Consider the following 25,919-nt stretch of genomic DNA (forward strand, 5'->3'; position numbering starts at 1 on the left):
TGCTCAGGCCTGCACGCCGGTGCCTAGGTGTTCGATCAGCTCCCGCAGCTTGGTGACGCTCAGAAACTCGGGGTTGCTGCCGCTGTCATAGGCGAACCCCGGCGCAACCGGCTTGGCACCGCGCAGCCGGCAGTATTCGTCCACGTCGTAGTTGCCGCCCACCGGGAGCACTGCGTAATAGCGCCCCAGGTCCACCGTGTTGAAGCTGTCGCTGGCCGTGATCATCTCCTCATGGATCTTTTCGCCAGGCCGGATGCCCACGACTTCCTGCCGGCAGTCCGGCCCTACCGCAGTTGCGAGGTCCGTGATCCGGTATGAGGGAATCTTGGGTACGAAGACTTCGCCGCCCAAAGCGTTCTCGATGGCCCAGAGCACCATCTCCACCCCTTGTTGCAGGGAGATGTTGAAGCGCGTCATCCGCGGATCCGTGATCGGGAGCACGCCGCTCTTGCGCCGCTCCAGGAAGAACGGGATCACCGAGCCACGGCTCCCCATCACATTGCCGTAACGCACCACCGAGAAGCGGACGTCACGGCTGCCCTTGATGTTGTTCGCCGCGACGAACAGCTTGTCGGAACAGAGTTTGGTCGCACCGTAAAGATTGACCGGCGCGGCGGCCTTGTCGGTCGATAGGGCAACGACGTTCTGCACGCCTGCCGAAAGGCAGCCCTCAATCACGTTCTGGGCACCCAGCACGTTGGTCTTGATGCACTCGAAAGGGTTGTACTCGGCAGCGGGAACCTGTTTCAGTGCCGCGGCATGCACGACCACGTCGATGCCCTCGAGTGCCCGCGTTAGGCGCGCCTCGTCGCGCACGTCCCCGATGAACCAACGTAGACCCGGGTACCGCTGCGCGGGGAACGCCTGCTGCATCTCGAACTGCTTCAATTCGTCTCGCGAATAGACAACGAGGCGCCGCAGGTGCGGCCATCGCTCCAGCAGGGTCTTGACGAAGGCCCGGCCGAACGAGCCCGTTCCCCCGGTGATCAGGATGCTTTTGTTAGTGAGCATGTGCTACAAACGAACAGTCTGCATTATGAGCTACCTGTTTGCCGGGGCTACCTGCCCCGCATCGCTCGCCTGAGGCGATGCGCACCCGGAAAATCGCCATCCTCGCGTGACACGAATCAGCACCCGGCGCGCCGTCTCGATCCTGCTCGACCTACTGCTGGTGTGGGGGGCCTGGTGGCTCTCATTCTGGCTGCGCTTCAACCTCGACCTCCCCGCGGAGTACACCGAGCTCGCCCTGCAGGCCAGCCCGTTCTGCCTGCTGGCGTACGCAGCGGCCTTGCTGGTCGCGGGCGTATGGCGTCCCGTGTGGGCCTACATCGGCTTGCCGGAGCTGCGCCAGCTGGCGCTGGGATTGGTGCTCGGTGCGGCCCTTTCGGCTGCCGTTGTTCTCGCGCTGCGGCTTCCCAACTTTCCCCGATCGGTGCTCGTCCTGCACCCTTTCATTGCCGTCGTATTGCTGGGAGCCGCACGCGCCGGGTGGCGAACCCTGGTGGAGCGCCGTCTTACGATGCCGGGCGGCCGGCGATTGCTGATCGTTGGCCATCTGCAGGAAGCATCCGATGCCTTGCGGGCCTTGAAGAATTCGCCGTACTGGGCGCCCGTCGGCATTGTCAGCCCCCAGGCCGCCGAGGTCGGCCGCTCCATCCAAGGCATTCCCGTACTCGGGACGCTCGATGCCATGGCGAGCGCCTGCGCCGACGTTCAGGCGCAGACAGCCCTTGTCGCCAGCCCGCCCGGGTCGCCGGCACGGCGCCAGGCCCTGCTGGCAGCGCCGGCTGCGGGCGTGACGCTGCTGACCATGCCGCGGCCGGACGAGTGGCTCAAGGCCGAAGGGACGGGCCCGCGCAAGGTGGCGATCGAAGACCTCCTCGGCCGCGACGCCGTGCAACTGGACATCGAAGGCCTGGCCGGCATGCTCTCCGGCCAGACCGTGATGGTGACGGGCGCGGGCGGCTCGATCGGCTCCGAGCTGTGCCGCCAGATCGCGCGGCTGGGCGCCGCCCGGCTGGTGTGCGTGGATCTGTCCGAGTACGCGGTCTACCAGCTGGAGCAGGAGCTGCGCGAGAGCCACCCGCAGATGCGCGGCATCTACTACACGGCGAACGTGCGCGAGCCGCAGCGGCTGGCCGCCATCGCCCAGCGGCACCAGCCGGCGGTGGTGTTCCACGCGGCCGCCTACAAGCACGTGCCGCTGATGGAGCAGCTCAACGAGATCGAGGCGCTGCGCACCAACGTGATGGGCACGCTCCATGCCGCCCGCGTGGCCGGCGAGTGCGGTGCCCGCCGCTTCGTCATGATCTCCACCGACAAGGCGGTGAACCCCACCAACGTGATGGGCGCAAGCAAGCGGCTGGCCGAACTGATGGTGCAGGCCGTGGCAAAGCAGTACCCGCAGACGCGCTTCGTCTCGGTGCGATTCGGCAACGTGCTGGGCTCCAGCGGCTCGGTGGTGCCGCTGTTCACCGCCCAGATCGCGCGCGGCGGGCCGGTCACCGTGACGCACCCGGACATCGTGCGCTACTTCATGACCATCCCCGAGGCGGCGCAACTGGTGTTGCAGGCCGGCCTGATGGGCCGCTCGGGCGAGATCTTCGTGCTGGACATGGGCGAGCCGGTGCGCATCGTCGAACTGGCGCGCATGCTGATCCGGCTGTCGGGGCACACCGAGCAGGAGATCCCGGTCACCTTCACCGGGCTGCGGCCGGGCGAGAAGCTGTACGAGGAGCTGCTGGCCGACGACGAAACCACGCTGGCCACGCCGCACCCCAAGCTGCGCGTGGCCAAGGCGGGTCTCGCGCTGCCCGACGTGGAGGCCGTGGCGCGCTGGATCGAGCAGGCCGGCGCCGCGCCGTCGGAGGCGGCCGTGCGCGAGTGGTTGCGCGGCCAGGTGCCGGAGTACACGCCGCCCGGCGCGGTGCCCGTGGCAGTGCCCGTGCCGGCCGGCAACTAGCCGCAGGCGGCAGCGGCCGCAAGCGCTGCTACGACGTGATCCCGGTCTTGGCCAGCACGTCGCTCACCAGCTCCAGCCGCAGCAGCGGGTTGTCCAGCTCCATCAGCCGCTGCTTGAGCGCGACCGGCAGCGGCAGCAGCTCGCACCAGCGGTTGGCAACCCAGCCGCAGTCGTCCAGCCGCCACGGCTGGGCGATCGGGATCGGCTCGGCGGCGCCCTTGTCCTGCAGGGAAACGATCAGCCGGCCCAGGGCCTCGGCCGCGGGTTGAAGGTCCTCCGGCACCGCCACCGCGAGGTCGTCCTGGACCTGCTGCACATCGGCCACCCACAGGCCATGCTTGAGCTGTTCGCTGGAGCGGACGCGAAAGCGCTGGCCGCCCAGCGCCCGGATCACCATCAGCCCGGGACGCGGATGCTCCAGCGTGTCGATGGTGGCGAGCGTGCCGACCGCGGCGAAGGCCTCCGGCCCGCTGCCGGGTTGCCGCACCTCGTGGCCCTGCGTCAGCGACACCACGCCGAAGGGGGCGCCGGCGCGGTGGCAGCGGCCGATCATGTCGAGATAGCGGACCTCGAAGATGCGCAGCGGCAGCACGCCGCCGGGGAACAGTACCGTGCCCAGCGGGAACAGCGGCAGCGACTGCAGGGTGAGGGCGTTGGCCAAGAAGGTATCCGGGGGTGACGCCGCTATCATCCCACGCGGATTCAAACGGCGGGGTGATGGGCTACCAGATACTTTCCTTTCTGCTCGATGTGGCCACCGGCCTGCTGGGTGGCGCCTGCCTGCTGCGGCTGTACATGCAGCGCCAGCGCGTGCCCTTCGGCAACCCGATCGGGCGCTTCGTCTTTGCGCTGACCGACTGGATCGTGCTGCCGCTGCGCAAGGTGCTGCCGGCGGCGGGCCGCTGGGACACGGCCAGCGCGGTGGCCGCCTTCCTGTTCGAGCTGGCCCAGTACGCCATCCTGTGGACCCTGTTCGGTGGCGGCGCCGGCTGGCCCGTCGTGTTCGTGATGGCGCTGTACGGCCTGCTGCGGCTGGTGCTGTCGGCGCTCACCGCGCTGGTGATCGTCTACGCCATCCTCTCGTGGGTGCAGAGCGATTCCATCCTCACCGACGTGGTGGACCGGTTGTGCGCGCCGCTGCTGCGGCCATTTCGCCGCGTCATCCCGCTGGTCGGCGGCATCGACCTGTCGCCGTTGGCCCTGCTGGTGCTGCTCCAGGTGCTGACGATGGTGCTGGCGGCGCTGTTCCGGCCGGTGCTGTAGCCTGGCCGTCGCTGCGACCCGCCCCAGGCTCGGGGCGGGCGTTCTTCAGATCACCGCATCGGCCGGCTGCCGCTGCAGCATGGCCAGCGTGTGGGCGATCTTCTGGCGCAGTTCGCGCCGGTCGCAGATGAAATCGACCGCGCCCTTTTGCTGCAGGAACTCGGCGCGCTGGAAGCCTTCGGGCAGCGTCACGCGGACCGTGGATTCGATCACGCGCGGCCCGGCGAAGCCGATCAGGGCCTTGGGCTCGGCGATCACCACGTCGCCCACGAAGGCGAAGCCGGCGCTGACCCCGCCCATGGTGGGATCGGTCAGCACGCTGATGTAGGGCAGGCCCTTCCTGGCCAGCCGGGTGAGCGCGGCGTTGGTCTTGGCCATCTGCATCAGCGACAGCAGCCCTTCCTGCATGCGGGCGCCGCCGGTGGCGGTGAAGCAGACGAAAGGCACCTTCTGCTCGACGGCGCACTCGACGCCGCGCGAGAAGCGCTCGCCCACCACGCTGCCCATGCTGCCGCCCATGAAGTCGAACTCGAAGGCGGCGGCGACCAGGCTGATGCCGTGCACGGCCCCGCCCATCACCACCAGTGCGTCGGTCTCGCCGGTGTTCTCCAGCGCTTCCTTCAGCCGCTCGGGGTAGCGCCGGCTGTCCTTGAACTTGAGCGCATCGACCGGCAGCACTTCCTGGCCGATCTCCCAGCGGCCTTCCGGGTCGAGGAAGGCATTGAGCCGCGGCCGGGCGCCGATGCGGTGGTGGTGGCTGCAGGTGGGGCAGACGTTCTGGTTGTGCTCCAGGTCGGTCTTGTACAGCACCGTCTCGCAGCTCGGGCACTTGACCCACAGGCCCTCGGGCACGCCGCGGCGCTCGTTGGGGTCGGTCGGTTGGATCTTGGGGGGCAGCAGTTTCTCGAGCCAGCTCATGGGCGGGTGCTCCTGGGCAATCGGTTGATTCTATGAGTCGAGGGCCTGGCGGATTTCGCGCAGGAAGGCCGCGGCCACGGGTGCCACGCGTTCGCGCGGCTGGTCTTCGATGAGCTGGATGATCTTCGTGCCGATCACCACCGCGTCGGCGACTCGGCCCACGGCGCGCGCACTGGCCGCATCGCGGATGCCGAAACCGACGCCGACGGGAATGTGCACGTGCTCGCGGATGCGCGGCAGCATCTGCTCGACGGCAGCGGTGTCCAGGTGGCCGGCGCCGGTCACGCCCTTGAGCGAGACGTAGTAGACGTAGCCGCTGGCCACCCGCGCCACCTGCTGCATGCGCCGGGCGGTGCTGGTGGGCGCCAGCAGGAAGATCAGGTCGAGGCCGGCCGCCTTCAGCGCGGCGGCGAAGCCCTCGCACTCCTCCGGCGGGTAGTCCACCACCAGCACGCCGTCGACGCCGGCCGCGGCGGCATCGCGCACGAAGGCGCCGGCGCCCTGCAGCCCGTCGTAGCGCTCGACCGGGTTGGCATAGCCCATCAGCACCACGGGTGTCTGGCTATCGCGTTCGCGGAAGCTGCGCACCATCGCCAGCACCTGGGCCATGCCGACGCCGGCGGCCAGCGCCTGCTCGCCGGCCTTCTGGATCACCGGGCCGTCGGCCATCGGGTCGGAGAAGGGCACGCCCAGCTCGATGATGTCGGCGCCGGCCTGCACCATGGCGTGCATCAGCTCAGGCGTGACGTCCGGGTACGGGAAGCCGGCCGTGACGTAGGGGATCAGGGCCTTGCGTTTCGCGGCCGCCAGTTGCGCGAAGGTGGCGGTGATGCGGCTCATTCGGCCTCCCGACGAGCCGCCTCTATGGCGGCCAGCCCCCTCCGGGGGCAGCGAACGAAGGTGAGCGTGGGGGTCGTCATTCCTTGCCGCCTTTCACCTTCAGCCCGCGCATCGACGGACGATCGTAGAAGTCGACACCTGCCAGGTCGGCCACGGTCCCGATGTCCTTGTCGCCGCGTCCGGACAGGTTGACCAGGATGCTCTGCTCGGGTTGCATGGATTTCGCCAGCTTCATCGCGTAGGCCACGGCGTGGCTGGACTCCAGCGCCGGGATGATGCCTTCGGTGCGGCACAGGTAGTGGAAGGCGTCCAGCGCCTCCTGGTCGGTGATGCCGACGTATTCCGCGCGGCCAATGTCCTTCAGCCACGCGTGCTCGGGGCCGACGCCCGGGTAGTCCAGGCCGGCGCTGACGCTGTGCGTCTCGGTGATCTGGCCGTCGGCGTCCTGCAGGATGTAGGTGCGGTTGCCATGCAGCACGCCGGGGCTGCCGCGCTGCAGCGAGGCCGAGTGCTTGCCGCTGTCCAGGCCTTCGCCGGCCGCTTCCACGCCGACCAGGCGCGTGGATGCGTGCGGCAGGTACGGGTGGAAGATGCCCATGGCGTTGCTGCCGCCGCCCACGCACGCCACCACCACGTCGGGCTGGCGGCCGGTCATCTGCGGCATCTGCTCCAGGCACTCGTTGCCGATCACGCTCTGGAAGTCGCGCACCATCATCGGGTAGGGATGCGGGCCGGCCACCGTGCCGATGATGTAGAAGGTGTTCTCCACGTTGGTGACCCAGTCGCGCATGGCCTCGTTCAGCGCGTCCTTGAGCGTGCGGCTGCCGGATTCGACCGGCACCACGCGCGCGCCCAGCAGGTTCATGCGGTAGACATTGGGGCTCTGGCGCCGCACGTCCTCGCTGCCCATGTAGACCACGCACTCCAGGCCGTAGCGCGCGCAGATGGTGGCGGTGGCGACGCCGTGCTGGCCGGCGCCGGTCTCGGCGATCACGCGCGGCTTGCCCATGCGGCGCGCCAGCATGGCCTGGCCGATCACGTTGTTGATCTTGTGGGCGCCGGTGTGGTTGAGGTCCTCGCGCTTGAGGTAGACCTGCGCGCCGCCCAGCTCGCGGCTCATGCGCTGGGCGTGGTAGATCGGCGAGGGCCGGCCCACGAAATGGGCGAGCTCGTAGCGGAATTCGGCCAGGAACTGCGGATCGTGCTGGTAGCGCGCGTAGGCCTCGCGCAGTTCTTCGATGGCGTGGGTCAGCGTTTCGCTGACGAAGCTGCCGCCATACGGGCCGAAGTGTCCGGCGGCGTCAGGCTGAGGAGAGGAGGGCATTCGGTGACCTTGCAAGAAGTGCGTCGGCGGCACGCACGGCCGCGACGAACCGATGGATCTTGTCCGGGTCCTTGACGCCCTTGGACGCCTCGACCCCGGAGCTCACATCAACGGCCAGCGTCCTGCAACGCGGCCGCACTTGCACGATGCCGTCGGCCACGTTTGCTGGTGCCAGTCCACCAGACAAGACGAGGTGAGCGTTGACGCTTGGTGGAAGCCGTGACCAATCGAATGCCTTGCCGCCGCCGCCGTATCCCTCGACATGGGCGTCGAGGAGCAGGGCCCGGGCGCTGGGATAGGAAGCCGCGAATTTTACCAAGTCAAAGCTGTCCGGTGCCTGCAGCGGGATGCGCGCCGCGCGCATCCACGGGTGCGCGCCGTTGCCGCTGGCAGCCAGGCATTGCTCGGGCGTTTCGTCGCCGTGGAACTGCAGCATCGCCCCCGGCACCGCGTCGCAGGCGGCAGCCACGGTGGCGGGGGCTTCGTTCACGAACAGCAGCACCGGCGTGACGAAGGGCGGCAGGCGTCGTGCCAGTTCGGCCGCGCGCTGGGCCGTCACGAAGCGCGGGCTCTTCGGGTAGAGGACGAAGCCGACCGCATCGGCGCCCGCCTCGACGGCGGTGTCCACGTCCTGCTCACGCGTGAGGCCGCAGATCTTGATCCGCGTGCGCGGACTCGGCAGGGGATGCGCGGCACTCATGGCAGCCAATCATAAGCAGCGGTGCGATCCGGCAGACCCCAGCGGGGTTCGTAGACCGGGCCGAGGAAGTACAACCCGTCCGGCGCGAAGGTCGGCGCGGCGGCATCGCGGGTGCGCGCCGCCAGCACCTCGTCCATCCACTGCGGCGGCTGCAGCCCCTGGCCGATCTGCACCAGGCAGCCCATGATGTTGCGGATCATGTGGTGCAGGAAGGCGTCGGCCTCGAACTCGAAGCGCCAGTAGGCGCCCCGCCGCGCGACGTCGACCCGGCGCATCGTCTTCACCGGCGACCGCGCCTGGCAGGCCGAGGCGCGGAAGGAGGTGAAGTCGTGCTGCCCCAGCAGGCGCCGGGCGGCATCGCGCAATGCGCCCTCGTCCAGCGGCCGGAACACCCAGCCCGCGCGCCCTGCCTCGAGGCTGGGGCGCACCGGCGACTCCAGCAGCACGTAGGCATAGCGGCGGGCGATGGCGCTGGCGCGCGAATGGAACTCGGCCGGCACCGCCTGCGCCCATTGCACCGCGATGTCCGGCGGCAGGTAGCGGTTGGTGCCGCGCACCCAGGAGAAGGGTTCGCGCTCGACTTCGGTGTCGAAATGCACCACCTGCATGAGCCCGTGCACCCCGGCGTCGGTGCGGCCGGCGCAGAGGGTGGAAACCGGCCGGTCGGCGAAGCGGGCGAGGGCGGCTTCGAGCTGGTCCTGCACGGTGCGGCCGGACGGCTGGCTCTGCCAGCCATCGTAGGCCTGGCCGAGGTAGCTGATGCCGAGGGCCCACCTCATGGGTGGCCTGCGCACCGCCGCGGGATCAGCCGATCTCCGCCAGCAGCTTCTGGGCGCGCGACTTGAGATCGCCCGAGGCTTCGGCGATCACTTCCTGCGCCAGGCTGCGGGCGCCGTCGGCGTCGCCGATGGCGTTGAACTCCTCGGCGAGCGCCAGCTTGGTAGCCAGCGGCTCGTCGGTGTCATCCCCGCCGAGATCCAGTCCGGCCGTGCTCATGCCCGAATCGCCGAGATCGGCTGCGGGAGCCGGCGCGGCGCCGCTGGCCGCGCTTGCGGGCGTGCCCAGGTCCAGCGAGAGCGCGCCCAGGTCGAACTCGATCATGCCGCCGTCGGCCGGCGCGGCTGCCGCCGGTGGCGCAGCCACTGCCACCGCCGCCGGTTCGTCCAGTTCGAAGCTGAGGCCGTTGTCCGACAGTGCCAGTTCCGCCGACTCCGGGGAGGCCGGCGCTGCCACCGCGGCAGGCGCCTTGTCCGGCGTGATCAGACCGAAATCCATGTCCAGCGACGGCATCTCGGCCGCCGAAGGCAGCGCCGTGGCGTCCGGGTCCATCGCCAGCGGACGCGAGCCCGGCAGCAGGGTGGCGTCGGGGTCCAGGCTGGCAACCGGCACTCCGGAAGCCGGTTCGTCTGCGCCGGTTTCGTCGAGCGAGAAATCAAGGTCCAGGTCGAGATCGACCGCCGCGCCGCCAGCTGCTTCCTCCGCCGGGGCTTCCTGCCGTGGGCTGGTCAGGCCGGCAGCCCCCGCATCGGCCGAGGGCTGGCCGCCGGGCTGGTACATCGGATTGGATGGGTCCAGTTCCAGGCCGAGCTCGCAGATGTGCGCCCACTCCGGGCCTTCGCCCCGGGCCAGGCTGTAAGCCTCGCCGGCGAGCTGCTCGAAGGCCTTGGCATCGTGCCGCTTGGCGTAGATTTCCAGCAACTTCGCGTGGATGGCGATCCGCTGCGGGTTGATGCGCAGGGCTTCCTTGAGGATTTCCTCGGCCTGCAGGTCGCGGCCGTAGGCCAGGTACACGTCGGCTTCGGCCACGGGATCGACGTCGCCGGCCGCGTCGAGCTGGCTGGGCGAATACACCATCGACGAGCCGGTGGGCGTGCCCTCGGCGGTGTCGATGCGCTGGCCGCCGCTGGCGCCGAAGAACGAGTCGGGTTGCAGCCGGCTTTCGAGGAAGGAGCTGTCGACCTGCATTGCCTTGCGCCGCTGGCGGATCTTCCAGATGCCCAGGCCCAGCAGCAGCGCGAGGATGCCGCCGCCGGCTGCCGGGAGCAGAGGGTTCTCCAGCAGCTCGTCGGCCAGGCTGGGTTCCGGCAGGGGCTGGGGTGCGACTGCGCGCTTGGGGGCGGCAGCAGGTGCCGAGGCGGCAGCTGCTGCCGGTGCAGCGGCCGTATCGACCGGGGCCGATGCCAGGCTCGATGCGGCGGCGGCAGGTGCCGAGGCGGCAGCTTCCGCGCTGGCCGAGGCACTCGCCGCCGCCGGGGCGGAGGCAGCTGCGGAAGCGGCGGCAGCAGGCGCTGCGGCGGCAGGCGCGGTCGCTGCCGCCGAAGCACTCGCTGCAGCAGGGGTGGCCACGCCCCCGGCCGGCAGCGCCGGGCCGGAACCTGTCGCGGCGGGCGCGGTGCCGCTGCCGGCGGGAACCGCTCCGCTGAGCTTGTTGAGCTCGCTGAGGTTGCGATTAAGCTCGGCCACGCGGGCGGCAGCGTCTTGCGCTGCGCGTTCGCTGGCGATCTGGTCGGCGCCGGACTTGCCCTGCACGCCGCCCTTGGACAGCGTCAGCTTGTCGGGCGCGGCATCCGTCGGCTTCTTCTCCTCGACCTGGGCCTGGACCCGGCCGCTGGCCTGGCGCTGCGGCTGGCTGGACGGGGCCGCGGCCACGCCTTCGGCCAGGCGCCGGCGGAATTCATTGAAGTCGCGGCTCTGCGCCACGATCGTCTGGCGGGCTTCGGCGGCACCGACCGCCTGGGCCTGCTCGGCCGATGGCAGGCTGAGCACGGCGCCGGCCCGCAAGCGGTTGACGTTGCCTTCGACGAAGGCGTCCGGATTGGCGCGCAGCATGGCCACCAGCATCTGGTCGAGCGAGACGCTGGACGGTTTGTGCGTGCCGGCGAGGGCACCGGCGGTGTCGCCCGACTGCACCGTGACCTGGCGCGGCTCGGCGCTGCGGGTCCGTTCGGCTGGCGCTGTTGCCGGGGCGGCGGGCGTGCGACTGGCGGTGACCGGCGCGCTGCGCTGGGGCGCCACGGGCACGGGTGCCACCTGGCGCGCCGGCGCCGGCGAGGTGGCCGCGGGCGCAGGAGCGGCCGAGGCCTGCGCCGGCAGCGGTGCGCGGCCCTGGCGCATGGCGGGCGGGTCGAACAGCATCGTGAAGTCGCGCACGATGCGCCCGGAGGACCAGGTGGTCTCCAGGATCAGGTCGACAAAGGGATCGTTGACCGGCCGCTGGCCGGCCAAACGCAGGAAATGGCGCCCGTCGGGGCGCTTTTCGAGGGTGACCGTGACACCGGACAGGGCCGGGCTGTACTCCATGCCGGCGGCGCGGAACGCGTCCGGCGCGGCCATGTTGACACGAAGGCTGGCAATCTCATCGGCCGTGATGCCGGGCAGCTCGATGTCCGCGCGCAGCGGCTCGCCGAGCGCCGACTGGACCGTGATGCGGCCCAGCGCCAGCGCCTGGGCCGGCGGCGAAGGCAGGCTGAACAAGGCGGCCGCGGCAAGCGCCATCGCATGGGCTTGCCACGGCCGGATCGAATTGCTTGTTGAGGTCCCCACCGCTCGGTCTGCAGGCAGTTTTGTTCTCTTCATGCGGACTTACGCCTCGAGACGGATATAGCTAAAAGGACCATAGCATCAATGTCTTAGGCAGACAAGCTGAGACAAGGCTTAACGTCTGCGGGCCCGCGTGCGACGCTACAGGCCGGACCTTCCTGTTGTCGCCCGACAACGTGCTGTAACTGTCCGCTACAGCACGCCGGAAGGCGCCGATCAGGCCTCGAGCAGGATGCGCAGCATGCGGCGCAGCGGCTCGGCGGCGCCCCACAGCAGCTGGTCGCCGATGGTGAAGGCGCCGAGGTACTCCGGCCCCATCGCCATCTTGCGCAGGCGCCCGACCGGGATGTCGAGCGTGCCCGTCACCGCGACCGGCGTCAGGCCCTGCAGCGTGGCCTCGCGCGTGTTGGGCACCACGCGCACCCACTCGTTGTCGGCCGCGATCATGGCCTCGATGTCGGCCAGCGGCACGTCCTTCTTCAGCTTGAAGGTCAGCGCCTGGCTGTGGCAGCGCATGGCACCGACGCGCACGCAGAAGCCGTCCACCGGCACGGCCGCGTTGGCGAAGCCGGGACCCTGGCCCAGGATCTTGTTGGTCTCGGCGCCGGCCTTCCATTCCTCGCGCGAGGTGCCGTCGCCCAAATCCTTGTCGATCCAGGGAATGAGCGAGCCGCCCAGCGGCACGCCGAAGTTCTCGGTCTCGATCGCGCTCATCGATTGCTGGCGCCCCAGCACCTTGCGGTCGATCTCCAGGATGGCGGACTTGGGATCGTCCAGCAGCGCCTTGACCTCGGCGTTGAGCGTGCCGAACTGGGTCAGCAGTTCGCGCATGTGCTGGGCACCGCCGCCCGACGCGGCCTGGTAGGTCATGCTGCTCATCCACTCGACCAGCCCGGCCTTGTAGAGCGCGCCCACGCCCATCAGCATGCAGCTGACCGTGCAGTTGCCGCCCACCCAGTTGCGCCCGCCCTTGGCCAGCGCGTTCCTGATCACGGGCAGGTTCACCGGGTCGAGGACGATGACCGCATCGTCCTTCATCCGCAGCGTCGAGGCGGCGTCGATCCAGTGGCCGTTCCAGCCGGTCGCCCGCAGCTTGGGGAACACCTCGCTGGTGTAGTCGCCGCCCTGGCAGGTGATGACGATGTCGCACTTCTTCAGGGCGTCGATGTCGAAGGCGTCCTTCAGGGTCGCCTCGTTCTTGGCCTGGGCGGGCGCCTTGCCGCCGGCATTGGAGGTGGAGAAGAAGGCCGGCTCGATCAGCCCGAAGTCGCCTTCGGCCTGCATGCGGTCCATCAGGACCGAGCCGACCATGCCGCGCCAGCCGACCAGGCCGACCAGCGGTTGTTGTGCCTTGGAGAGTGCCATCGTCATACGCCTTTCAATTGAATCCGTTTCCCCCGGCTCGTCTCGCCGGGGGACAGGCGCGCGACGAACCGGAGCTGGCTAGCCCTTAATGGTTTTGGTGGTGATCGCGGCCACGACGGCGTCGCCCATGGCGCGGGTGCCGACCTTCGTGGTGCCTTCGGAATGGATGTCCGCCGTGCGCAGCCCCGAGGCGAGCACCTGCTTCACCGCGGATTCGATCCGGTCGGCGGCTTCGGGCTGGTTCAGGGAGAAGCGGAGCATCATGGCAGCGGACAGTATTGTAGCCAAAGGGTTTGCAATTCCCTGGCCGGCGATGTCCGGCGCGCTGCCATGGCTGGGCTCGTACAGCCCCTGGTTGCGCTCGTTCAGGCTGGCCGAAGGCAGCATGCCGATCGAGCCGGTCAGCATGGCTGCTTCGTCCGACAGGATGTCGCCGAACATGTTGCCGGTGACCACCACGTCGAACTTCTTGGGCGCGCGCACCAGTTGCATGGCGGCGTTGTCCACGTACATGTGGTCCAGCTCGACGTCGGGGTACTGCTTGCCTACTTCCGTGACGACGTCCTTCCACAACTGGAAGGTCTCCAGCACGTTGGCCTTGTCCACGCTGGTCACGCGCTTGCTGCGCTTGCGCGCGGCCTGGAAGGCGACATGGGCGATGCGCTCGACCTCCGGGCGCGTGTAGCGCATGGTGTCGAAGGCTTCCTCGGCGCCGGGGAAGTGGCCGTCAGGGGCGCTGCGGCGCCCGCGCGGCTGGCCGAAGTAGATGTCGCCGGTCAGCTCGCGGATGATCAGGATGTCCAGCCCGGCCACCAGTTCCGGCTTGAGGCTGGACGCATGGGTGAGCTGCTCGTAGCAGATGGCCGGGCGGAAGTTGGCGAACAGGCCCAGGTGCTTGCGCAGCCCGAGGATGGCCTGCTCGGGGCGCAAGGCGCGCTCCAGCTGGTCGTATTTCCAGTCGCCCACGGCGCCGAACAGGATGGCGTCGGCCGCCTTGGCGAGATTCAGCGTGGATTCCGGCAGCGGATGGCCGTGCGCCTCGTAGGCCGCGCCGCCGACGGGCGCCGTCTCCAGCTCGAACTTCAGCTCCAGGGCGTCCAGCACCCGGACGGCCTCGGCCACGATCTCCGGCCCGATGCCATCGCCGGGCAGCACTGCAATCTTCATGTCGCTCTTATCCGTTCAGGGTGTGGGCCAGCCACGGCTTGGTGGCCAGGCGCTGCGCCTCGAAGGCCTTGATCTTGTCCGACTGGCGCAGCGTCAGGCCGATGTCGTCGAAGCCGTTGAGCAGGCAGTACTTGCGAAAGGGCTGCACCTCGAAGGCGATCTCGGTGCCATCGGACTTGACGATCACCTGCCGCTCCAGGTCGACGGTCAGTTCGTAGCCGGGGAAGGCCTGCACCTCGTCGAAAAGCTTCGCCATCGTGGCCTCCGGCAGCACGATGGGCAGCAGGCCGTTCTTGAAGCTGTTGTTGAAGAAGATGTCGGCAAAGCTGGGCGCGATCAGCGCGCGAAAGCCGTACTGCTCCAGCGCCCAGGGCGCGTGCTCGCGCGAGGAGCCGCAGCCGAAGTTCTGGCGCGCCAGCAGGATCGAGGCGCCGCGGTAGCGCGGCTGGTTCAGCACGAAGTCCGGGTTGGGCTTGCGGCTGGCCGGATCCTGGCCCGGATAGCCCGGGTCGAGGTAGCGCCACTCGTCGAACAGGTTGGGGCCGAAGCCGGTCTTGCGGATCGACTTGAGGAACTGCTTGGGAATGATCGCGTCGGTGTCGACGTTCTCGCGATCGATGGGGGCGACGAGGCCCTTGTGTACGGTGAACTTCTTCATGGCGTGCAGCGGTGGCGGAAATCCGCCGGTCGCATCCTTCGGTTATTTCTTCCTCGCGGCATCCTCGATGGCACCGCCGGCCTTCTGGATGTCCTGGCCCATGCCCTTCATGGTGTTGCATCCGGCCAGCAGCACGGCCATGGCGAACAGGGCAGCGATCTTCGTGACGGACATGGGCTCTTCTCCTAGATGATTTTTCGGATGTCGACGAAATGGCCGTGCACGGCCGCGGCGGCGGCCATGGCGGGGCTGACCAGGTGCGTGCGGCCGCCGGCTCCCTGGCGGCCTTCGAAGTTGCGGTTGCTGGTGGAGGCGCAGCGCTCGCCCGGCTCCAGCCGGTCGGCGTTCATGGCCAGGCACATCGAGCAGCCCGGCTCGCGCCACTCGAAGCCGGCCGCCTTGAAGATCTCGTGCAGGCCTTCGCGCTCGGCCTGCTCCTTCACCACGCCGGAGCCCGGCACCACCATGGCCAGCTTGACGTTCTTCGCGACTTTCTGCCCCAGTTTCTTGACCACCGACGCGGCCTCGCGCATGTCCTCGATGCGGCTGTTGGTGCACGAGCCGATGAACACCTTGTCGATGAAGATGTCGTCGATCGGCTTGCCGGGCTCCAGGCCCATGTAGGTCAGCGCGCGCTCGATCGCGCCGCGCTTGGTGGCGTCCTTCTCCTTGTCGGGGTCGGGCACGCGGGCGTCCACGCCCAGCACCATCTCGGGCGAGGTGCCCCAGGTCACCTGCGGGATGATCTGCGCCGCGTCCAGCTCGACCACCGTGTCGAACTTCGCGTCGGGATCGGAGTGCAGCGTGCGCCAGTAGGCGACCGCCTGCTCCCACTCGACGCCGGTCGGCGCGAGCGGCCGGCCCTTGACGTACTCGATGGTCTTGTCGTCCACCGCCACCATCCCGGCGCGGGCGCCGGCCTCGATCGCCATGTTGCAGACCGTCATGCGGCCTTCCATCGACAGCGAGCGGATCGCCGAGCCGCCGAACTCGATGGTGTAGCCGGTGCCGCCGGCGGTGCCGATCCGGCCGATGATGGCCAGCACGATGTCCTTGGCAGTCACGCCGCGGGCCAGCTGCCCCTCGACCTTGACCAGCATGTTCCTGGCCTTCTTGGCCAGCAGCGTCTGGGTGGCCAGCACGTGCTCGACCTCGCTGGTGCCGATGCCGTGTGCCAGCGCCCCGAACGCCCCGTGGGTGGAGGTGTGCGAGTCGCCGCAGACCACCGTCATGCCCGGCAGCGTGGCGCCCTGCTCGGGGCCGATCACGTGCACGATGCCCTGGCGCTTGGACAGGAACGGGAAGTAGGCGGCCGCGCCGAACTCGCCGATGTTGCGGTCCAGCGTGGTCACCTGCTCCTTGCTGATCGGGTCGTCGATGCCGTCGTAACCGCGCTCCCAGCCCGTGGTGGGGGTGTTGTGGTCGGCCGTGGCCACCACCGAGCTGATGCGCCAGACCTTGCGGCCGGCCTCGCGCAGTCCTTCGAAGGCCTGCGGGCTGGTGACTTCGTGCACCAGGTGGCGGTCGATGTAGAGGATGGCCGTGCCGTCTTCCTCGGTGTGGATGACGTGCTCGTCCCAGATCTTGTCGTAGAGGGTGCGTCCCATGGCTGCTTCCGGCTGAACGTGCGATTTTATCGGCCAGGGTGGGGGATGCTCTTGCGTAAGGGCACCCGGCGGGATTCGGACCGGCGCCCGCGTCCGCCCAGGCGGCTTTGATCTTGTTGACAGCGGCCGCAGCGAGCGCCGAGCATGGCATGCCGGAAAGGAGACCCGACCATGAAGCAGGCGCGCTGGCTTGTCGTTGCTGCGGCCCTGGCATGCACGGCCGCGGCGCAGGAGCGGCGCAACTGGTTCGACGATCCTTTCGTGCAGGTCACCGCCGCCCTGCCGGGCTGTCCGGTGCCCGCCCCGCCCGGCATGACCGAAGAGGAAATGCGGGCCGAGGCGCACGTGCGGGCCCAGCACGGCACCAGTTGCTACCGGGTCGGCCGCTGCCGGCTGCCGAATTCCTACCTGTACGACAAGGAGCTGATCCCGCGCGTGGCGCAGTACCTGCGCATGGATGGCCGCTTTGACGACACCAGCGTCTGGGTGGTGGGCGAGCGGCGGCTGGTCACGCTGATGGGTTGCGTGCGGACCCGCGAGCAGGCCGAGCAGATGGAAAAGGCGGTGCTGCTGGTCGATGACGTGATGGCGTGGCCAATTTCCTGAGCGTGGGCGCAGCCGCACCGCCGCGCTACCGGACCGGGCCCTGAGCCTCCCGACTCGGTCGATCGGGGAGCGGGGGCGAAGGCCTGACGGAGGACCCGCCCTGGAATGCAAAAAGGCCCGCCGAAGCGGGCCTTCCTGGTGCAAGCCGGATCAGCGCTGGCCGATCGGCTGGACGTCGCGCCGGGCGGCGCCGGTGAAGAGCTGGCGCGGGCGGCCGATCTTGTACTCGGGGTCGCCGATCATCTCGTTGAGCTGGGCGATCCAGCCCACGGTGCGGGCCAGCGCGAAGATGGCGGTGAACAGCGACACCGGGATGCCGATGGCCCGCTGCACGATGCCGGAGTAGAAGTCCACGTTCGGGTACAGCTTGCGCGAGACGAAGTATTCGTCTTCCAGCGCGATCTTCTCCAGCGACATGGCCAGCTTGAACAGCGGGTCGTTCTCCAGGCCCAGCTCGTTCAGCACCTCGTGGCAGGTCTCGCGCATCAGCTTGGCGCGCGGGTCGTAGTTCTTGTACACGCGGTGGCCGAAGCCCATCAGGCGCACGCCGGAGTTCTTGTCCTTGACCTTGCTGACGAACTCGCCGATCTTGGCCACGCCGCCCATCTGCTGGATGTCCTCCAGCATGTTCAGCGCCGCCTCGTTGGCGCCGCCGTGGGCCGGGCCCCACAGGCAGGCCACGCCGGCCGCGATGGCGGCGAACGGGTTGGTGCCCGAACTGCCGCACAGGCGCACGGTGGACGTCGAGGCGTTCTGCTCGTGGTCGGCGTGCAGGATGAAGATGCGGTCCATTGCGCGCACCAGCACCTCGTTCGGTTCGTACTCGGCGCAGGGCGTGGCGAACATCATGCGCATGAAGTTCGCGGTGTAGCTCAGGTCGTTCTTCGGGTACATGTACGGCTGGCCGGCGCTGTACTTGTAGGCCATGGCGACCAGCGTGGGCATCTTGGCGATCAGGCGGATCGCCGAGATCTCCCGGTGCTGCGGATTGTTGATGTCGGTGCTGTCGTGATAGAAGGCCGACAGCGCGCCGACCAGGCCGGTCATCACCGCCATCGGGTGCGCGTCGCGCCGGAAGCCGCGCAGGAAGAACTGCATCTGCTCGTGCGCCATCGTGTGGTTGGTCACGCGCGAGACGAAATCCTTCTTCTGCTGCTCGTTGGGCAGCTCGCCGTACAGCAGCAGGTAGCAGGTCTCCAGGAAGTCGCACTGGGTGGCCAGTTGCTCGATCGGGTAGCCGCGGTACAGCAGCTCGCCCTTGTCGCCGTCGATGTAGGTGATGGTCGACTGGCACGACGCCGTCGACATGAACCCCGGGTCGTAGGTGAACATGCCGGTCTGCGCGTACAGCTTGCGGATGTCGATCACCTGCGGGCCGATGCTGCCCTGGTACACGGGCAACTCGACGCTCGGACTGCCGTTGCTGAACGACAGGGTGGCTTTGTTGTCGGCGGCTTTCATCTCGGTTTCCTTCAAGTCAAATCGTTCGCGGCGGGGCTGGCGCGCGCAGCAGCTCCAGCAACCCGCGCACCTCGCTGCGGTCGAGCTCGCCGGCGGGCTCGCGCCGGCGCAGCAGCAGGTCCATCAATTCATTGTCCGACAGCTGCATCAGTTCCTCCAGCACCGCGCCCTGGCCGGGCGTGAGCCGGTTGCCGTGGCGGGCGAAGAAGCGCTCGAGCAGCAGGTCGTTCTCCAGCATGCCGCGGCGGCAGCGCCAGCGCAGCTTGCCGACCGCGTGTTCGTCGAGCAGGGCTTCGCCCATGGCGGCCTCAGACGGCCCGGCGGACCATCAGCTCCTTGATTTTGCCGATGGCCTGCGCCGGGTTCAGCCCCTTGGGGCAGACGTCCGTGCAGTTCATGATGGTGCGGCAGCGGAACAGGCGGTAGGGGTCTTCCAGGTTGTCGAGCCGCTCGCTGGTGGCCTGGTCGCGGCTGTCGGCCAGGAACCGGTAGGCCTGCAGCAGGCCGGCCGGGCCGACGAACTTGTCCGGGTTCCACCAGAAGCTGGGGCAGGCGGTGGAGCAGCTGGCGCACAGGATGCACTCGTACAGGCCGTCGAGCTCCTCGCGCTCCGTCGGCGACTGCAGCCGCTCCTTCTCGGGCGGGATGCTGTCGTTGATCAGGTACGGCTTGATCGAGTGGTACTGCTTGAAGAAGTCGGTCATGTCCACGATCAGGTCGCGGACCACCGGCAGGCCCGGCAGCGGCTTCAGGACGATCGGGTCCTTCAGCGTGCGCATGTTGGTCAGGCAGGCCAGCCCGTTCTTGCCGTTGATGTTCATGGCGTCCGAGCCGCACACGCCCTCGCGGCAGGAGCGCCGGAACGACAGGGTGGGGTCCTGCGCTTTGAGCTTCATCAGTGCGTCCAGCAGCATGCGCTCGTTGCCGTCCAGCTCGATCTCCACCGTCTGCATGTACGGCTTGGCGTCCTTGTCGGGGTCGTAGCGATAGATCTGGAAGGTGCGTTTCTGCATGTTGGATCCGAAGTGAGTCTGCGGGCTTTGGCGCCGCGCGGGTAGTACGTGGGATTACGGGTGCTTCAGAAGGTACGGACCTTCGGGGGAACCGACTCCACGGTCAGCGGCTTCAGGTTCACCGGCTTGTAGCTCAGGCTGTTGCTGGCGCTGTGCCACAGCGTGTGCTTCATCCAGTTGGCGTCGTCGCGGCCGAGCGGCGCCTGCGGGTCGTCGGCCGGCCGCTCGTAGTCGCTGACCGTGTGGGCGCCGCGGCATTCCTTGCGCGCGGCCGCCGACACCATGGTGGCCTGGGCGCACTCGATCAGGTTCTCCACCTCCAGCGCCTCGACGCGGGCAGTGTTGAAGACCATCGAGTTGTCCTTCAGCGCGATGGCCTTGACGCGTTCGCGCAGCTCGGCGATGCGCACCACGCCCTCGTCCATGCTGGCCTGGGTGCGGAACACGCCGGCGTGCTTCTGCATGGAAGCGCGCATGTCGTTGGCCACGTCCTGCGCGTATTCGCCCGACTTGGCCGCATCCAGGCGCGCCAGGCGCGCCAGCGTGCGATCGGCGGCATCGGCGGGCAGCGGCTTGTGAGCCCTGCCATGGCGGAGGGATTCGACGATGTGGTCGCCGGCGGCGCGGCCGAACACCAGCAGGTCCAGCAGCGAGTTGGTGCCCAGCCGGTTGGCGCCGTGCACGCTGACGCAGGAGCACTCGCCCACCGCGTACAGGCCGTTGACCACCTGGTTGTGCACGCCGCCTTCCTGGACCACCACCTGGCCGTGGATGTTGGTGGGAACGCCGCCCATCTGGTAGTGGATGGTCGGCACCACCGGGATCGGCTCGCGGGTGATGTCCACGTTGGCGAAGTTGACGCCGATCTCGTAGACCGAGGGCAGGCGCTTGTGGATGGTGTCGGCGCCCAGGTGGTCGAGCTTGAGCAGCACGTAGTCCTTGTTCGGGCCGCAGCCTCGGCCTTCCTTGATCTCCTGGTCCATCGAGCGGGAGACGAAGTCGCGCGGCGCCAGGTCCTTCAGCGTGGGCGCGTAGCGCTCCATGAAGCGCTCGCCATTGCTGTTGAGCAGGATGGCGCCTTCGCCGCGGCAGCCCTCGGTCAGCAGCACGCCGGCGCCGGCCACGCCGGTCGGGTGGAACTGCCAGAACTCCATGTCCTGCAGCGGGATGCCGGCGCGCGCCGCCATGCCCATGCCGTCGCCGGTGTTGATGAAGGCATTGGTCGAGGCCGCGAAGATGCGGCCGGCGCCGCCGGTGGCCAGCAGCGTGGTGCGGGCTTCCAGGATGTGCAGGTCGCCGGTTTCCATCTCCAGCGCGGTGACGCCGACCACGTCGCCCTCGGCGTCGCGGATCAGGTCGAGCGCCATCCACTCGACGAAGAAGCTGGTGCGGGCCTTGACGTTCTGCTGGTACAGCGTGTGCAGCATGGCGTGCCCGGTGCGGTCGGCCGCGGCGCAGGCGCGCTGCACGGGCTTTTCGCCGTAGTTGGCGGTGTGGCCGCCGAACGGGCGCTGGTAGATCGTGCCGTCGGGGTTGCGGTCGAACGGCATGCCCATGTGCTCGAGGTCATAGACGACCTTCGGCGCCTCGCGGCACATGAACTCGATCGCGTCCTGGTCGCCGAGCCAGTCGCCGCCCTTGACCGTGTCGTAGAAGTGGTAGTGCCAGTTGTCCTCGGACATGTTGCCCAGCGAGGCGCCGATGCCGCCCTGGGCGGCCACCGTGTGCGACCGGGTGGGGAAGACCTTGGACAGCACGGCCACGTTGAGGCCGGCGCGCGCCAGCTGCAACGAAGCGCGCATGCCGGAGCCGCCCGCCCCGACGATCACGACGTCGAAGCGCCGGCGGGTGATGTTCTTGCTGCTGTATGCCACTTGCTCAAATCCTCCAGAGCACTTGCATGGCCCAGCCGGCACAGCCGATGAGCCAAACGATCACGAACACCTGCAGGACCAGGCGCAGCCCCACCGGCTTGATGTAGTCCATCACCACGTCGCGCATGCCGACCCAGGCGTGCCAGGCCAGCGCGACGATCACGGCGAAGGTCAGCACCTTCATCCACTGGCTGGCGAAGATGCCGGCCCAGCTGTCGTAGCCGATGGGGCCGCTGCTGAACAGCACTTGCGCCAGCACGATGACCGTGAAGATCGCCATCAGGACGGCGGTGATGCGCTGGCTGAGCCAGTCGCGCAGGCCGTAATGCGCACCGGTGACGCTGCGGCGGGATCCGTAGTTGACTGCCATGGTTTGTCTTCTTTCGCGAATCAGTACACGCCGTACAGCTTGAGGCCCAGCACGACCGTGAGGACCACGGCCAGCACCAGCGTGACCTTGGCCGAGAAGCCGCCGCGCTGCTTGGTGACCGCGTCGTGGCTGATGTCCATCCAGACGTGGCGGACGCCGGCGATGAAGTGGTGCAGGTAGGACCAGATCAGGCCCAGGGCAACCAGCTTGACGAACCAGCCCGGCACGAAGCCGATGCCACTGCTGAAGGCGGCCGTGAAGCGGGCAAACGAAAGTTCCGATGACACCGAGGTGTCGAACATCCAGATGATGAAGGGCAGCAGCACGAACATCAGCGCGCCGCTGATGCGGTGCAGGATGGACACGCGACCGGGCGCCGGCAGGCGGTAGGTGGTCAGGTCCCTGAATGCGTTGATGTTCCGGAATTCCGGGCGCGGCTTCTGGGCAACGGACATGGGGGATTGGCTTTCTCGAAGGTGTTGCGCGTGCCGCCACGAGGGCGGACAACCCAAAATTCTATTTCAACGCAACAACCGGACACGAATGCTGCGGATACTCAAGCATCGCGCAGTCCGCCTGGCGGCGTCGACGTACGTGCACTTGGCCCCGTGAGGCGGCGGTCAATTCAGCTCGTTGCGGTAGTGCCGGCTGTCGGTGCGGTACAGCCCGCGGCGCAGTTCCATCGGCACGTCGTTGTAGGTGTAGGCGATGCGCTCCACGCTCAGCAGCGGCGTGCCGCGCGGCACCCGCAGCAGCTGCGCCTGCTGGTCGTCGGCGGCCACGGCACGCAGCTTCTCCTCGGCGCGCACCATGCGCACGCCGAATTCCAGCTCGAACATGGCGTAGGTCGCGCCCTGGTAGCCGGCCATCTGCTCGGCGCCCAGGCCCTTGAAGGCCGCGCCCGGCAGCCAGAGGTCTTCCAGGATGGTGGGCTCGCCGGCGAACGACAGCACGCGGCGCACCTGCACCACGGCGTCGGAGGTGCGCAACCCGAGCGCGCGGGCCACCTCGGCCGAGGCGCGCGTGCGCCGGCACTCCAGGATGGCGCGCTCGGCCGCGCCGCCGGCGTCGCGGTCGCCGTTGTCGGGCACCAGCTTGAGGAACCGGTACTGCACGTGCTGCTCGGCGTGCGTCGCCACGAAAGTGCCCTTGCCCTGGCGGCGCACCAGCAGGTTGTCGGCGGCCAGCTCGTCGATGGCCTTGCGCACCGTGCCCTGGCTGACGCGAAAGCGCGCGGCCAGGTCCATCTCGCTCGGGATGGCCTCGCCCGGCTTCCATTCGCCGGCCTGCAGGCTGCGCAGGATCAGGGTCTTGATCTGCTGGTACAGCGGGCTGAACGCCGGCCCCGCCAGGCCCGGCGCACTCTCGGCTGCGGTGTCGTCGATGGGGGGCAGGGCGGGCATGGCGCGTGGCGTTCCGGAAGGTCGATCATATCTTATATAAGACATAAGACAAGTTGACCCCGGCCATGGCGAGCGGGTACACTCGCCGACTGTCCCGCGCGTGCGCCGCTCCTGCCGGCGCAGCCTGCCGCGCTGCCGCCGCGACCCATCGATTGATCCACTTTCGGAGAACCTCCATGAGCAAGAAGCCCGTCCGCGTCGCCGTCACCGGCGCCGCCGGCCAGATCGGTTACGCCCTGCTGTTCCGCATCGCCTCCGGCGAGATGCTGGGCAAGGACCAGCCCGTGATCCTGCAGCTGCTCGAGATTCCGGATGAGAAGGCCCAAAAGGCGCTCAAGGGCGTGATGATGGAACTGGAGGACTGCGCGTTCCCGCTGCTGGCCGGCATGGAAGCCCACGCCGACCCGATGGCCGCCTTCAAGGACACCGACTACGCCCTGCTGGTGGGTGCCCGCCCGCGCGGCCCCGGCATGGAGCGCGCCGACCTGCTGGCCGCCAACGCCCAGATCTTCACCGCCCAGGGCAAGGCGCTGGACAAGGTGGCCTCGCGCAACGTCAAGGTGCTGGTGGTCGGCAACCCGGCCAACACCAACGCCTACATCGCCATGAAGAGCGCGCCTTCGCTGCCGCGCGAGAACTTCACGGCCATGCTGCGCCTGGACCACAACCGCGCCGCCTCGCAGATTGCTGCCAAGACCGGCGGCAAGGTCGGCGAGATCGAGAAGCTGACGGTGTGGGGCAACCACTCGCCCACCATGTACGCCGACTACCGCTTCGCCACCATCGGCGGCAAGAGCGTCAAGGACGCGATCAACGACCAGGTCTGGAACGCCGACGTGTTCCTGCCCACCGTGGGCAAGCGCGGCGCTGCCATCATCGAGGCGCGCGGCCTCTCGTCCGCCGCCTCGGCCGCCAATGCCGCCATCGACCACATGCGCGACTGGGCGCTGGGCAGCAACGGCAAGTGGGTCACCATGGGCGTGCCCTCCAACGGCGACTACGGCATCCCCAAGGACGTGATGTTCGGCTTCCCCGTCACCACCAAGGACGGCAAGTACGAGATCGTCAAGGGTCTCGAGATCGACGCCTTCAGCCAGGAGCGCATCAACAAGACGCTCCAGGAGCTGCAGGACGAGCAGGCCGGCGTCGCCCACCTGCTCTGATCGCGCGCCCGAGGTGAAGCAGCACCCCCGCGCGATCCTCCTCGGCGCCCAGGCGCGCACCGGCGGCCTGCCGGTGTGCGACCACTACAGCGGCGTCGAGGCGAGGATGCGCAAGAGCCTGCAGCTGCAGGCGGAGCTGGCGCAGGAGTTCGGCGCCTGTGTGTTCGACGTCTCGCTCGACTGCGAAGACGGCGCCCCGGTCGGCCGCGAGGCCGAGCACGCCGAGCTCGTCACCGAGCTGGTGCTGGGCGCCGCTGCCGGCGCCCGGGTGGCCGTGCGGGTCCATCCGGTGGACCACCCGGCCTTCGCGCAGGACGTGCAGACCATCGTCGGCCGCGCCGGCGCACGCCTGGCGCACGTGATGGTGCCCAAGGTGGAGTCCCTGCGCGATGTCGAGATCGCCGTGCGTGCGCTGGATGCCGCCGGTGCGCCGCAGCTGCCGCTGCATGCGCTGGTCGAGTCGCCGGCCGCGGTGCACCGGGCCTTCGACATCGCCGGCCATCCGCGCATCGAGTCGCTCAGCTTCGGGCTAATGGACTTCGTGTCGGCCCACGGCGGCGCCATCCCGGAAGAGGGCATGGGCGCACAGGGCCAGTTCACGCATCCGCTGGTCGTGCGCGCCAAGCTGGAGATCGCTTCGGCCTGCCACGCGCACGGCAAGGTGCCCTCGCACTGCGTGGTGACCGAGTTCAAGGATGCCCAGGCGATGGAGACCGCCGCCCGGCGCGCCAGGTCGGAGTTCGGCTACACCCGCATGTGGAGCATCCACCCGGACCAGATCCGGCCCATCCTGAAGGCGATGTCGCCCAGCGAAGGCGAGATCGCCCAGGCGGCGCGCCTGCTGCAGCAGGCCGAGAGCGCCGACTGGGCGCCGATCAGCTTCGACGGCAAGCTGCACGACCGCGCCAGCTACCGCTTCCACTGGCAGGTGCTGGAGCGCGCCCATGCCACCGGCGCGCGGCTGCCGGCGCAGGCGCAGCCCTGGTTTGCCGGACCCTGAAATCGACGACCCCCAGGAGACACCCATGCATCACCGTCTCGTTCCGGCCGCCCTGACTGCGTTGCTGCTCGCACTGGCCGCGCCCGCGATGGCCCAGTCGGCGTCGCCCGCGCCCGGCCAGGCCGCTGCCGCCAAGCCGGTTGCCAAGCCCGCCGCGAAGTCCGCGAAGAACGGCAAGAAACTGGCCCCCTCGGCGCAAAAGGCGGTCGAGGAGGTGACCCCGATCGACGACGATCCCAGCATCCAGATCAGCGATGCCGACCTGGAGATCGCGCGCCAGGTCTACGTCGGCGAGATGCCCTGCGAGCTCGGCGCCTCGGTGCGGGTGCGCGGTGCGCGCCGCGCCGGCCTGTTCGTCGTCACCACCAGGGGCCACCGCTTCCTGATGCACCCGGTGCACAGCCGCACCGGGGCGATCCGGCTGGAGGATCCCAAGCGCGGCGCCATGTGGCTGCAGCTGGGCAACAAGTCGATGCTGATGAGCCAGAAGCTGGGCCAGCGCCTGGCCGACGAATGCCAGAGCCCCGAGCAGGTCACCATGGCCGACGAACTCCGGCGCAACCCGCGGCCCAGCATCCTGGAGCCGCTGGCGCCGGCTTCGGCGCCCGTGGCCCCGACGCCCGCCGCCGCGTCGGCCCCGACCCCGGCCGCCGCCGCCGCCTCGGCCCCCACCCAGAACAACTGA

General features: G+C 68.9%; 26 protein-coding genes. 6 read left to right on the plus strand and 20 right to left on the minus strand.

Going from position 1 to position 25,919, the window contains the following annotated elements:
- Positions 1–3 precede the first annotated feature (3 nt).
- Entirely contained in the window at positions 4–1,011 is a 1,008-nt protein-coding gene (gene pseB, locus PE066_RS15760) for a UDP-N-acetylglucosamine 4,6-dehydratase (inverting) (protein ID WP_271233473.1), read from the minus strand.
- Between the two features lie 106 nt (positions 1,012–1,117).
- Here pseB and PE066_RS15765 point away from each other — a divergent pair, with 106 nt between their 5' ends.
- Positions 1,118–2,962, plus strand: a complete 1,845-nt coding sequence (locus PE066_RS15765; RefSeq protein ID WP_271233474.1) for a polysaccharide biosynthesis protein — start codon at positions 1,118–1,120, stop codon at positions 2,960–2,962.
- 28 nt (positions 2,963–2,990) lie between these two features.
- Here the strand turns inward: PE066_RS15765 and PE066_RS15770 are convergent, their stop codons facing one another.
- Positions 2,991–3,653 carry an LON peptidase substrate-binding domain-containing protein gene (locus PE066_RS15770; protein WP_440480538.1) on the minus strand — a complete coding sequence of 221 codons (663 nt, stop codon included), beginning with the start codon at positions 3,651–3,653 and terminating at the stop codon, positions 2,991–2,993.
- A gap of 26 nt (positions 3,654–3,679) precedes the next feature.
- Here PE066_RS15770 and PE066_RS15775 point away from each other — a divergent pair, with 26 nt between their 5' ends.
- On the plus strand, positions 3,680–4,225 hold the full coding sequence (locus PE066_RS15775; RefSeq protein WP_271233476.1) for a YggT family protein: 546 nt from the start codon (positions 3,680–3,682) through the stop codon (positions 4,223–4,225).
- A 45-nt stretch (positions 4,226–4,270) separates the two neighbouring features.
- Here PE066_RS15775 and accD read toward each other — a convergent pair whose 3' ends face one another.
- The 11 genes from accD to leuC form a co-directional block, all read right to left on the minus strand.
- A complete protein-coding gene (accD, locus tag PE066_RS15780) occupies positions 4,271–5,143 on the minus strand; it encodes an acetyl-CoA carboxylase, carboxyltransferase subunit beta (protein WP_271233477.1) in 873 nt (290 codons plus the stop codon).
- A gap of 30 nt (positions 5,144–5,173) precedes the next feature.
- Positions 5,174–5,983, minus strand: coding sequence for a tryptophan synthase subunit alpha (trpA, locus tag PE066_RS15785; RefSeq protein ID WP_271233478.1), 810 nt, complete (start codon positions 5,981–5,983; stop codon positions 5,174–5,176).
- A gap of 76 nt (positions 5,984–6,059) precedes the next feature.
- Positions 6,060–7,307 carry a tryptophan synthase subunit beta gene (gene trpB, locus PE066_RS15790; RefSeq protein WP_271233479.1) on the minus strand — a complete coding sequence of 416 codons (1,248 nt, stop codon included), beginning with the start codon at positions 7,305–7,307 and terminating at the stop codon, positions 6,060–6,062.
- Positions 7,285–8,007 (minus strand): phosphoribosylanthranilate isomerase, encoded by a 723-nt coding sequence (locus PE066_RS15795; RefSeq protein WP_271233480.1) that lies wholly within the window; start codon positions 8,005–8,007, stop codon positions 7,285–7,287. Before PE066_RS15795 ends, trpB begins: the two co-directional genes overlap by 23 nt.
- On the minus strand, positions 8,004–8,786 hold the full coding sequence (truA, locus tag PE066_RS15800) for a tRNA pseudouridine(38-40) synthase TruA (RefSeq protein ID WP_271233481.1): 783 nt from the start codon (positions 8,784–8,786) through the stop codon (positions 8,004–8,006). The genes PE066_RS15795 and truA overlap by 4 nt, the downstream gene beginning before the upstream one ends.
- 25 nt (positions 8,787–8,811) lie before the next feature.
- Complete coding sequence (locus tag PE066_RS15805) at positions 8,812–11,502, minus strand: FimV/HubP family polar landmark protein (protein WP_271233482.1); 2,691 nt, start codon at positions 11,500–11,502, stop codon at positions 8,812–8,814.
- A gap of 261 nt (positions 11,503–11,763) precedes the next feature.
- A complete protein-coding gene (gene asd / locus PE066_RS15810) occupies positions 11,764–12,912 on the minus strand; it encodes an aspartate-semialdehyde dehydrogenase (protein WP_271233483.1) in 1,149 nt (382 codons plus the stop codon).
- A 78-nt stretch (positions 12,913–12,990) separates the two neighbouring features.
- Positions 12,991–14,079, minus strand: coding sequence for a 3-isopropylmalate dehydrogenase (leuB, locus tag PE066_RS15815; protein WP_271233484.1), 1,089 nt, complete (start codon positions 14,077–14,079; stop codon positions 12,991–12,993).
- Between the two features lie 7 nt (positions 14,080–14,086).
- A complete protein-coding gene (gene leuD, locus PE066_RS15820) occupies positions 14,087–14,737 on the minus strand; it encodes a 3-isopropylmalate dehydratase small subunit (RefSeq protein ID WP_271233485.1) in 651 nt (216 codons plus the stop codon).
- 42 nt (positions 14,738–14,779) lie between these two features.
- Complete coding sequence (locus PE066_RS15825) at positions 14,780–14,911, minus strand: entericidin A/B family lipoprotein (RefSeq protein ID WP_271233486.1); 132 nt, start codon at positions 14,909–14,911, stop codon at positions 14,780–14,782.
- An 11-nt stretch (positions 14,912–14,922) separates the two neighbouring features.
- Positions 14,923–16,344, minus strand: coding sequence for a 3-isopropylmalate dehydratase large subunit (gene leuC, locus PE066_RS15830; protein ID WP_271233487.1), 1,422 nt, complete (start codon positions 16,342–16,344; stop codon positions 14,923–14,925).
- A 171-nt stretch (positions 16,345–16,515) separates the two neighbouring features.
- Here leuC and PE066_RS15835 point away from each other — a divergent pair, with 171 nt between their 5' ends.
- A complete protein-coding gene (locus PE066_RS15835) occupies positions 16,516–16,950 on the plus strand; it encodes a BON domain-containing protein (protein WP_271233488.1) in 435 nt (144 codons plus the stop codon).
- A 150-nt stretch (positions 16,951–17,100) separates the two neighbouring features.
- Here the strand turns inward: PE066_RS15835 and gltA are convergent, their stop codons facing one another.
- The 7 genes from gltA to PE066_RS15870 all read right to left on the minus strand — a co-directional run bounded on the left by gltA (position 17,101) and on the right by PE066_RS15870 (position 23,071).
- On the minus strand, positions 17,101–18,411 hold the full coding sequence (gene gltA, locus PE066_RS15840; RefSeq protein ID WP_271233489.1) for a citrate synthase: 1,311 nt from the start codon (positions 18,409–18,411) through the stop codon (positions 17,101–17,103).
- Between the two features lie 16 nt (positions 18,412–18,427).
- Positions 18,428–18,712 (minus strand): FAD assembly factor SdhE, encoded by a 285-nt coding sequence (locus PE066_RS15845; RefSeq protein WP_271233490.1) that lies wholly within the window; start codon positions 18,710–18,712, stop codon positions 18,428–18,430.
- 7 nt (positions 18,713–18,719) lie between these two features.
- Complete coding sequence (locus tag PE066_RS15850; protein WP_271233491.1) at positions 18,720–19,424, minus strand: succinate dehydrogenase iron-sulfur subunit; 705 nt, start codon at positions 19,422–19,424, stop codon at positions 18,720–18,722.
- A 65-nt stretch (positions 19,425–19,489) separates the two neighbouring features.
- Positions 19,490–21,226: a succinate dehydrogenase flavoprotein subunit gene (sdhA, locus tag PE066_RS15855; protein WP_440480608.1), complete on the minus strand. Its 1,737-nt coding sequence runs from the start codon at positions 21,224–21,226 to the stop codon at positions 19,490–19,492.
- Positions 21,227–21,302: 76 nt separating this feature from the next.
- Positions 21,303–21,668, minus strand: a complete 366-nt coding sequence (gene sdhD / locus PE066_RS15860; protein WP_271233493.1) for a succinate dehydrogenase, hydrophobic membrane anchor protein — start codon at positions 21,666–21,668, stop codon at positions 21,303–21,305.
- A 20-nt stretch (positions 21,669–21,688) separates the two neighbouring features.
- The gene (gene sdhC, locus PE066_RS15865) at positions 21,689–22,123 is read right to left on the minus strand and encodes a succinate dehydrogenase, cytochrome b556 subunit (RefSeq protein ID WP_271233494.1); all 435 of its coding nucleotides are present in this window, start codon (positions 22,121–22,123) and stop codon (positions 21,689–21,691) included.
- Between the two features lie 165 nt (positions 22,124–22,288).
- Positions 22,289–23,071, minus strand: a complete 783-nt coding sequence (locus PE066_RS15870; RefSeq protein ID WP_271233495.1) for a GntR family transcriptional regulator — start codon at positions 23,069–23,071, stop codon at positions 22,289–22,291.
- Positions 23,072–23,247: 176 nt separating this feature from the next.
- On the opposite strand from PE066_RS15870, the gene PE066_RS15875 reads away from it, so the two are divergent.
- From PE066_RS15875 to PE066_RS15885, 3 genes are read left to right on the plus strand one after another with little or no spacing between them, the layout of a single operon-like run.
- Positions 23,248–24,234, plus strand: a complete 987-nt coding sequence (locus PE066_RS15875; protein ID WP_271233496.1) for a malate dehydrogenase — start codon at positions 23,248–23,250, stop codon at positions 24,232–24,234.
- 13 nt (positions 24,235–24,247) lie between these two features.
- Entirely contained in the window at positions 24,248–25,234 is a 987-nt protein-coding gene (locus PE066_RS15880; protein ID WP_271233497.1) for an HpcH/HpaI aldolase/citrate lyase family protein, read from the plus strand.
- 25 nt (positions 25,235–25,259) lie between these two features.
- Positions 25,260–25,919 carry a hypothetical protein gene (locus tag PE066_RS15885; RefSeq protein ID WP_271233498.1) on the plus strand — a complete coding sequence of 220 codons (660 nt, stop codon included), beginning with the start codon at positions 25,260–25,262 and terminating at the stop codon, positions 25,917–25,919.

The organism is Ramlibacter tataouinensis, from assembly GCF_027941915.1.
Lineage (GTDB): Bacteria > Pseudomonadota > Gammaproteobacteria > Burkholderiales > Burkholderiaceae_C > Ramlibacter > Ramlibacter tataouinensis_C.

Bases quoted from the DNA above. Each gene is read 5' to 3' on its own strand.
- PE066_RS15885 (WP_271233498.1), top strand. From the start codon at position 25,260: ATGCATCACCGTCTCGTTCCGGCCGCCCTGACTGCGTTGCTGCTCGCA.
- gltA (WP_271233489.1), bottom strand. From the start codon at position 18,411: ATGAAAGCCGCCGACAACAAAGCCACCCTGTCGTTCAGCAACGGCAGT.
- truA (WP_271233481.1), bottom strand. From the start codon at position 8,786: ATGAGGTGGGCCCTCGGCATCAGCTACCTCGGCCAGGCCTACGATGGC.
- PE066_RS15875 (WP_271233496.1), top strand. From the start codon at position 23,248: ATGAGCAAGAAGCCCGTCCGCGTCGCCGTCACCGGCGCCGCCGGCCAG.
- sdhC (WP_271233494.1), bottom strand. From the start codon at position 22,123: ATGTCCGTTGCCCAGAAGCCGCGCCCGGAATTCCGGAACATCAACGCA.
- leuC (WP_271233487.1), bottom strand. From the start codon at position 16,344: ATGGGACGCACCCTCTACGACAAGATCTGGGACGAGCACGTCATCCAC.
- asd (WP_271233483.1), bottom strand. From the start codon at position 12,912: ATGGCACTCTCCAAGGCACAACAACCGCTGGTCGGCCTGGTCGGCTGG.
- accD (WP_271233477.1), bottom strand. From the start codon at position 5,143: ATGAGCTGGCTCGAGAAACTGCTGCCCCCCAAGATCCAACCGACCGAC.
- PE066_RS15805 (WP_271233482.1), bottom strand. From the start codon at position 11,502: ATGGCGCTTGCCGCGGCCGCCTTGTTCAGCCTGCCTTCGCCGCCGGCC.
- PE066_RS15845 (WP_271233490.1), bottom strand. From the start codon at position 18,712: ATGGGCGAAGCCCTGCTCGACGAACACGCGGTCGGCAAGCTGCGCTGG.
- trpB (WP_271233479.1), bottom strand. From the start codon at position 7,307: ATGCCCTCCTCTCCTCAGCCTGACGCCGCCGGACACTTCGGCCCGTAT.
- PE066_RS15870 (WP_271233495.1), bottom strand. From the start codon at position 23,071: ATGCCCGCCCTGCCCCCCATCGACGACACCGCAGCCGAGAGTGCGCCG.
- sdhD (WP_271233493.1), bottom strand. From the start codon at position 21,668: ATGGCAGTCAACTACGGATCCCGCCGCAGCGTCACCGGTGCGCATTAC.
- PE066_RS15775 (WP_271233476.1), top strand. From the start codon at position 3,680: ATGGGCTACCAGATACTTTCCTTTCTGCTCGATGTGGCCACCGGCCTG.
- PE066_RS15825 (WP_271233486.1), bottom strand. From the start codon at position 14,911: ATGTCCGTCACGAAGATCGCTGCCCTGTTCGCCATGGCCGTGCTGCTG.
- PE066_RS15795 (WP_271233480.1), bottom strand. From the start codon at position 8,007: ATGAGTGCCGCGCATCCCCTGCCGAGTCCGCGCACGCGGATCAAGATC.
- PE066_RS15835 (WP_271233488.1), top strand. From the start codon at position 16,516: ATGAAGCAGGCGCGCTGGCTTGTCGTTGCTGCGGCCCTGGCATGCACG.
- sdhA (WP_440480608.1), bottom strand. From the start codon at position 21,226: ATGCGCGCTTCGTTGCAGCTGGCGCGCGCCGGCCTCAACGTGGCCGTG.
- leuD (WP_271233485.1), bottom strand. From the start codon at position 14,737: ATGAAGAAGTTCACCGTACACAAGGGCCTCGTCGCCCCCATCGATCGC.
- pseB (WP_271233473.1), bottom strand. From the start codon at position 1,011: ATGCTCACTAACAAAAGCATCCTGATCACCGGGGGAACGGGCTCGTTC.
- trpA (WP_271233478.1), bottom strand. From the start codon at position 5,983: ATGAGCCGCATCACCGCCACCTTCGCGCAACTGGCGGCCGCGAAACGC.
- leuB (WP_271233484.1), bottom strand. From the start codon at position 14,079: ATGAAGATTGCAGTGCTGCCCGGCGATGGCATCGGGCCGGAGATCGTG.
- PE066_RS15850 (WP_271233491.1), bottom strand. From the start codon at position 19,424: ATGCAGAAACGCACCTTCCAGATCTATCGCTACGACCCCGACAAGGAC.
- PE066_RS15770 (WP_440480538.1), bottom strand. From the start codon at position 3,653: ATGATAGCGGCGTCACCCCCGGATACCTTCTTGGCCAACGCCCTCACC.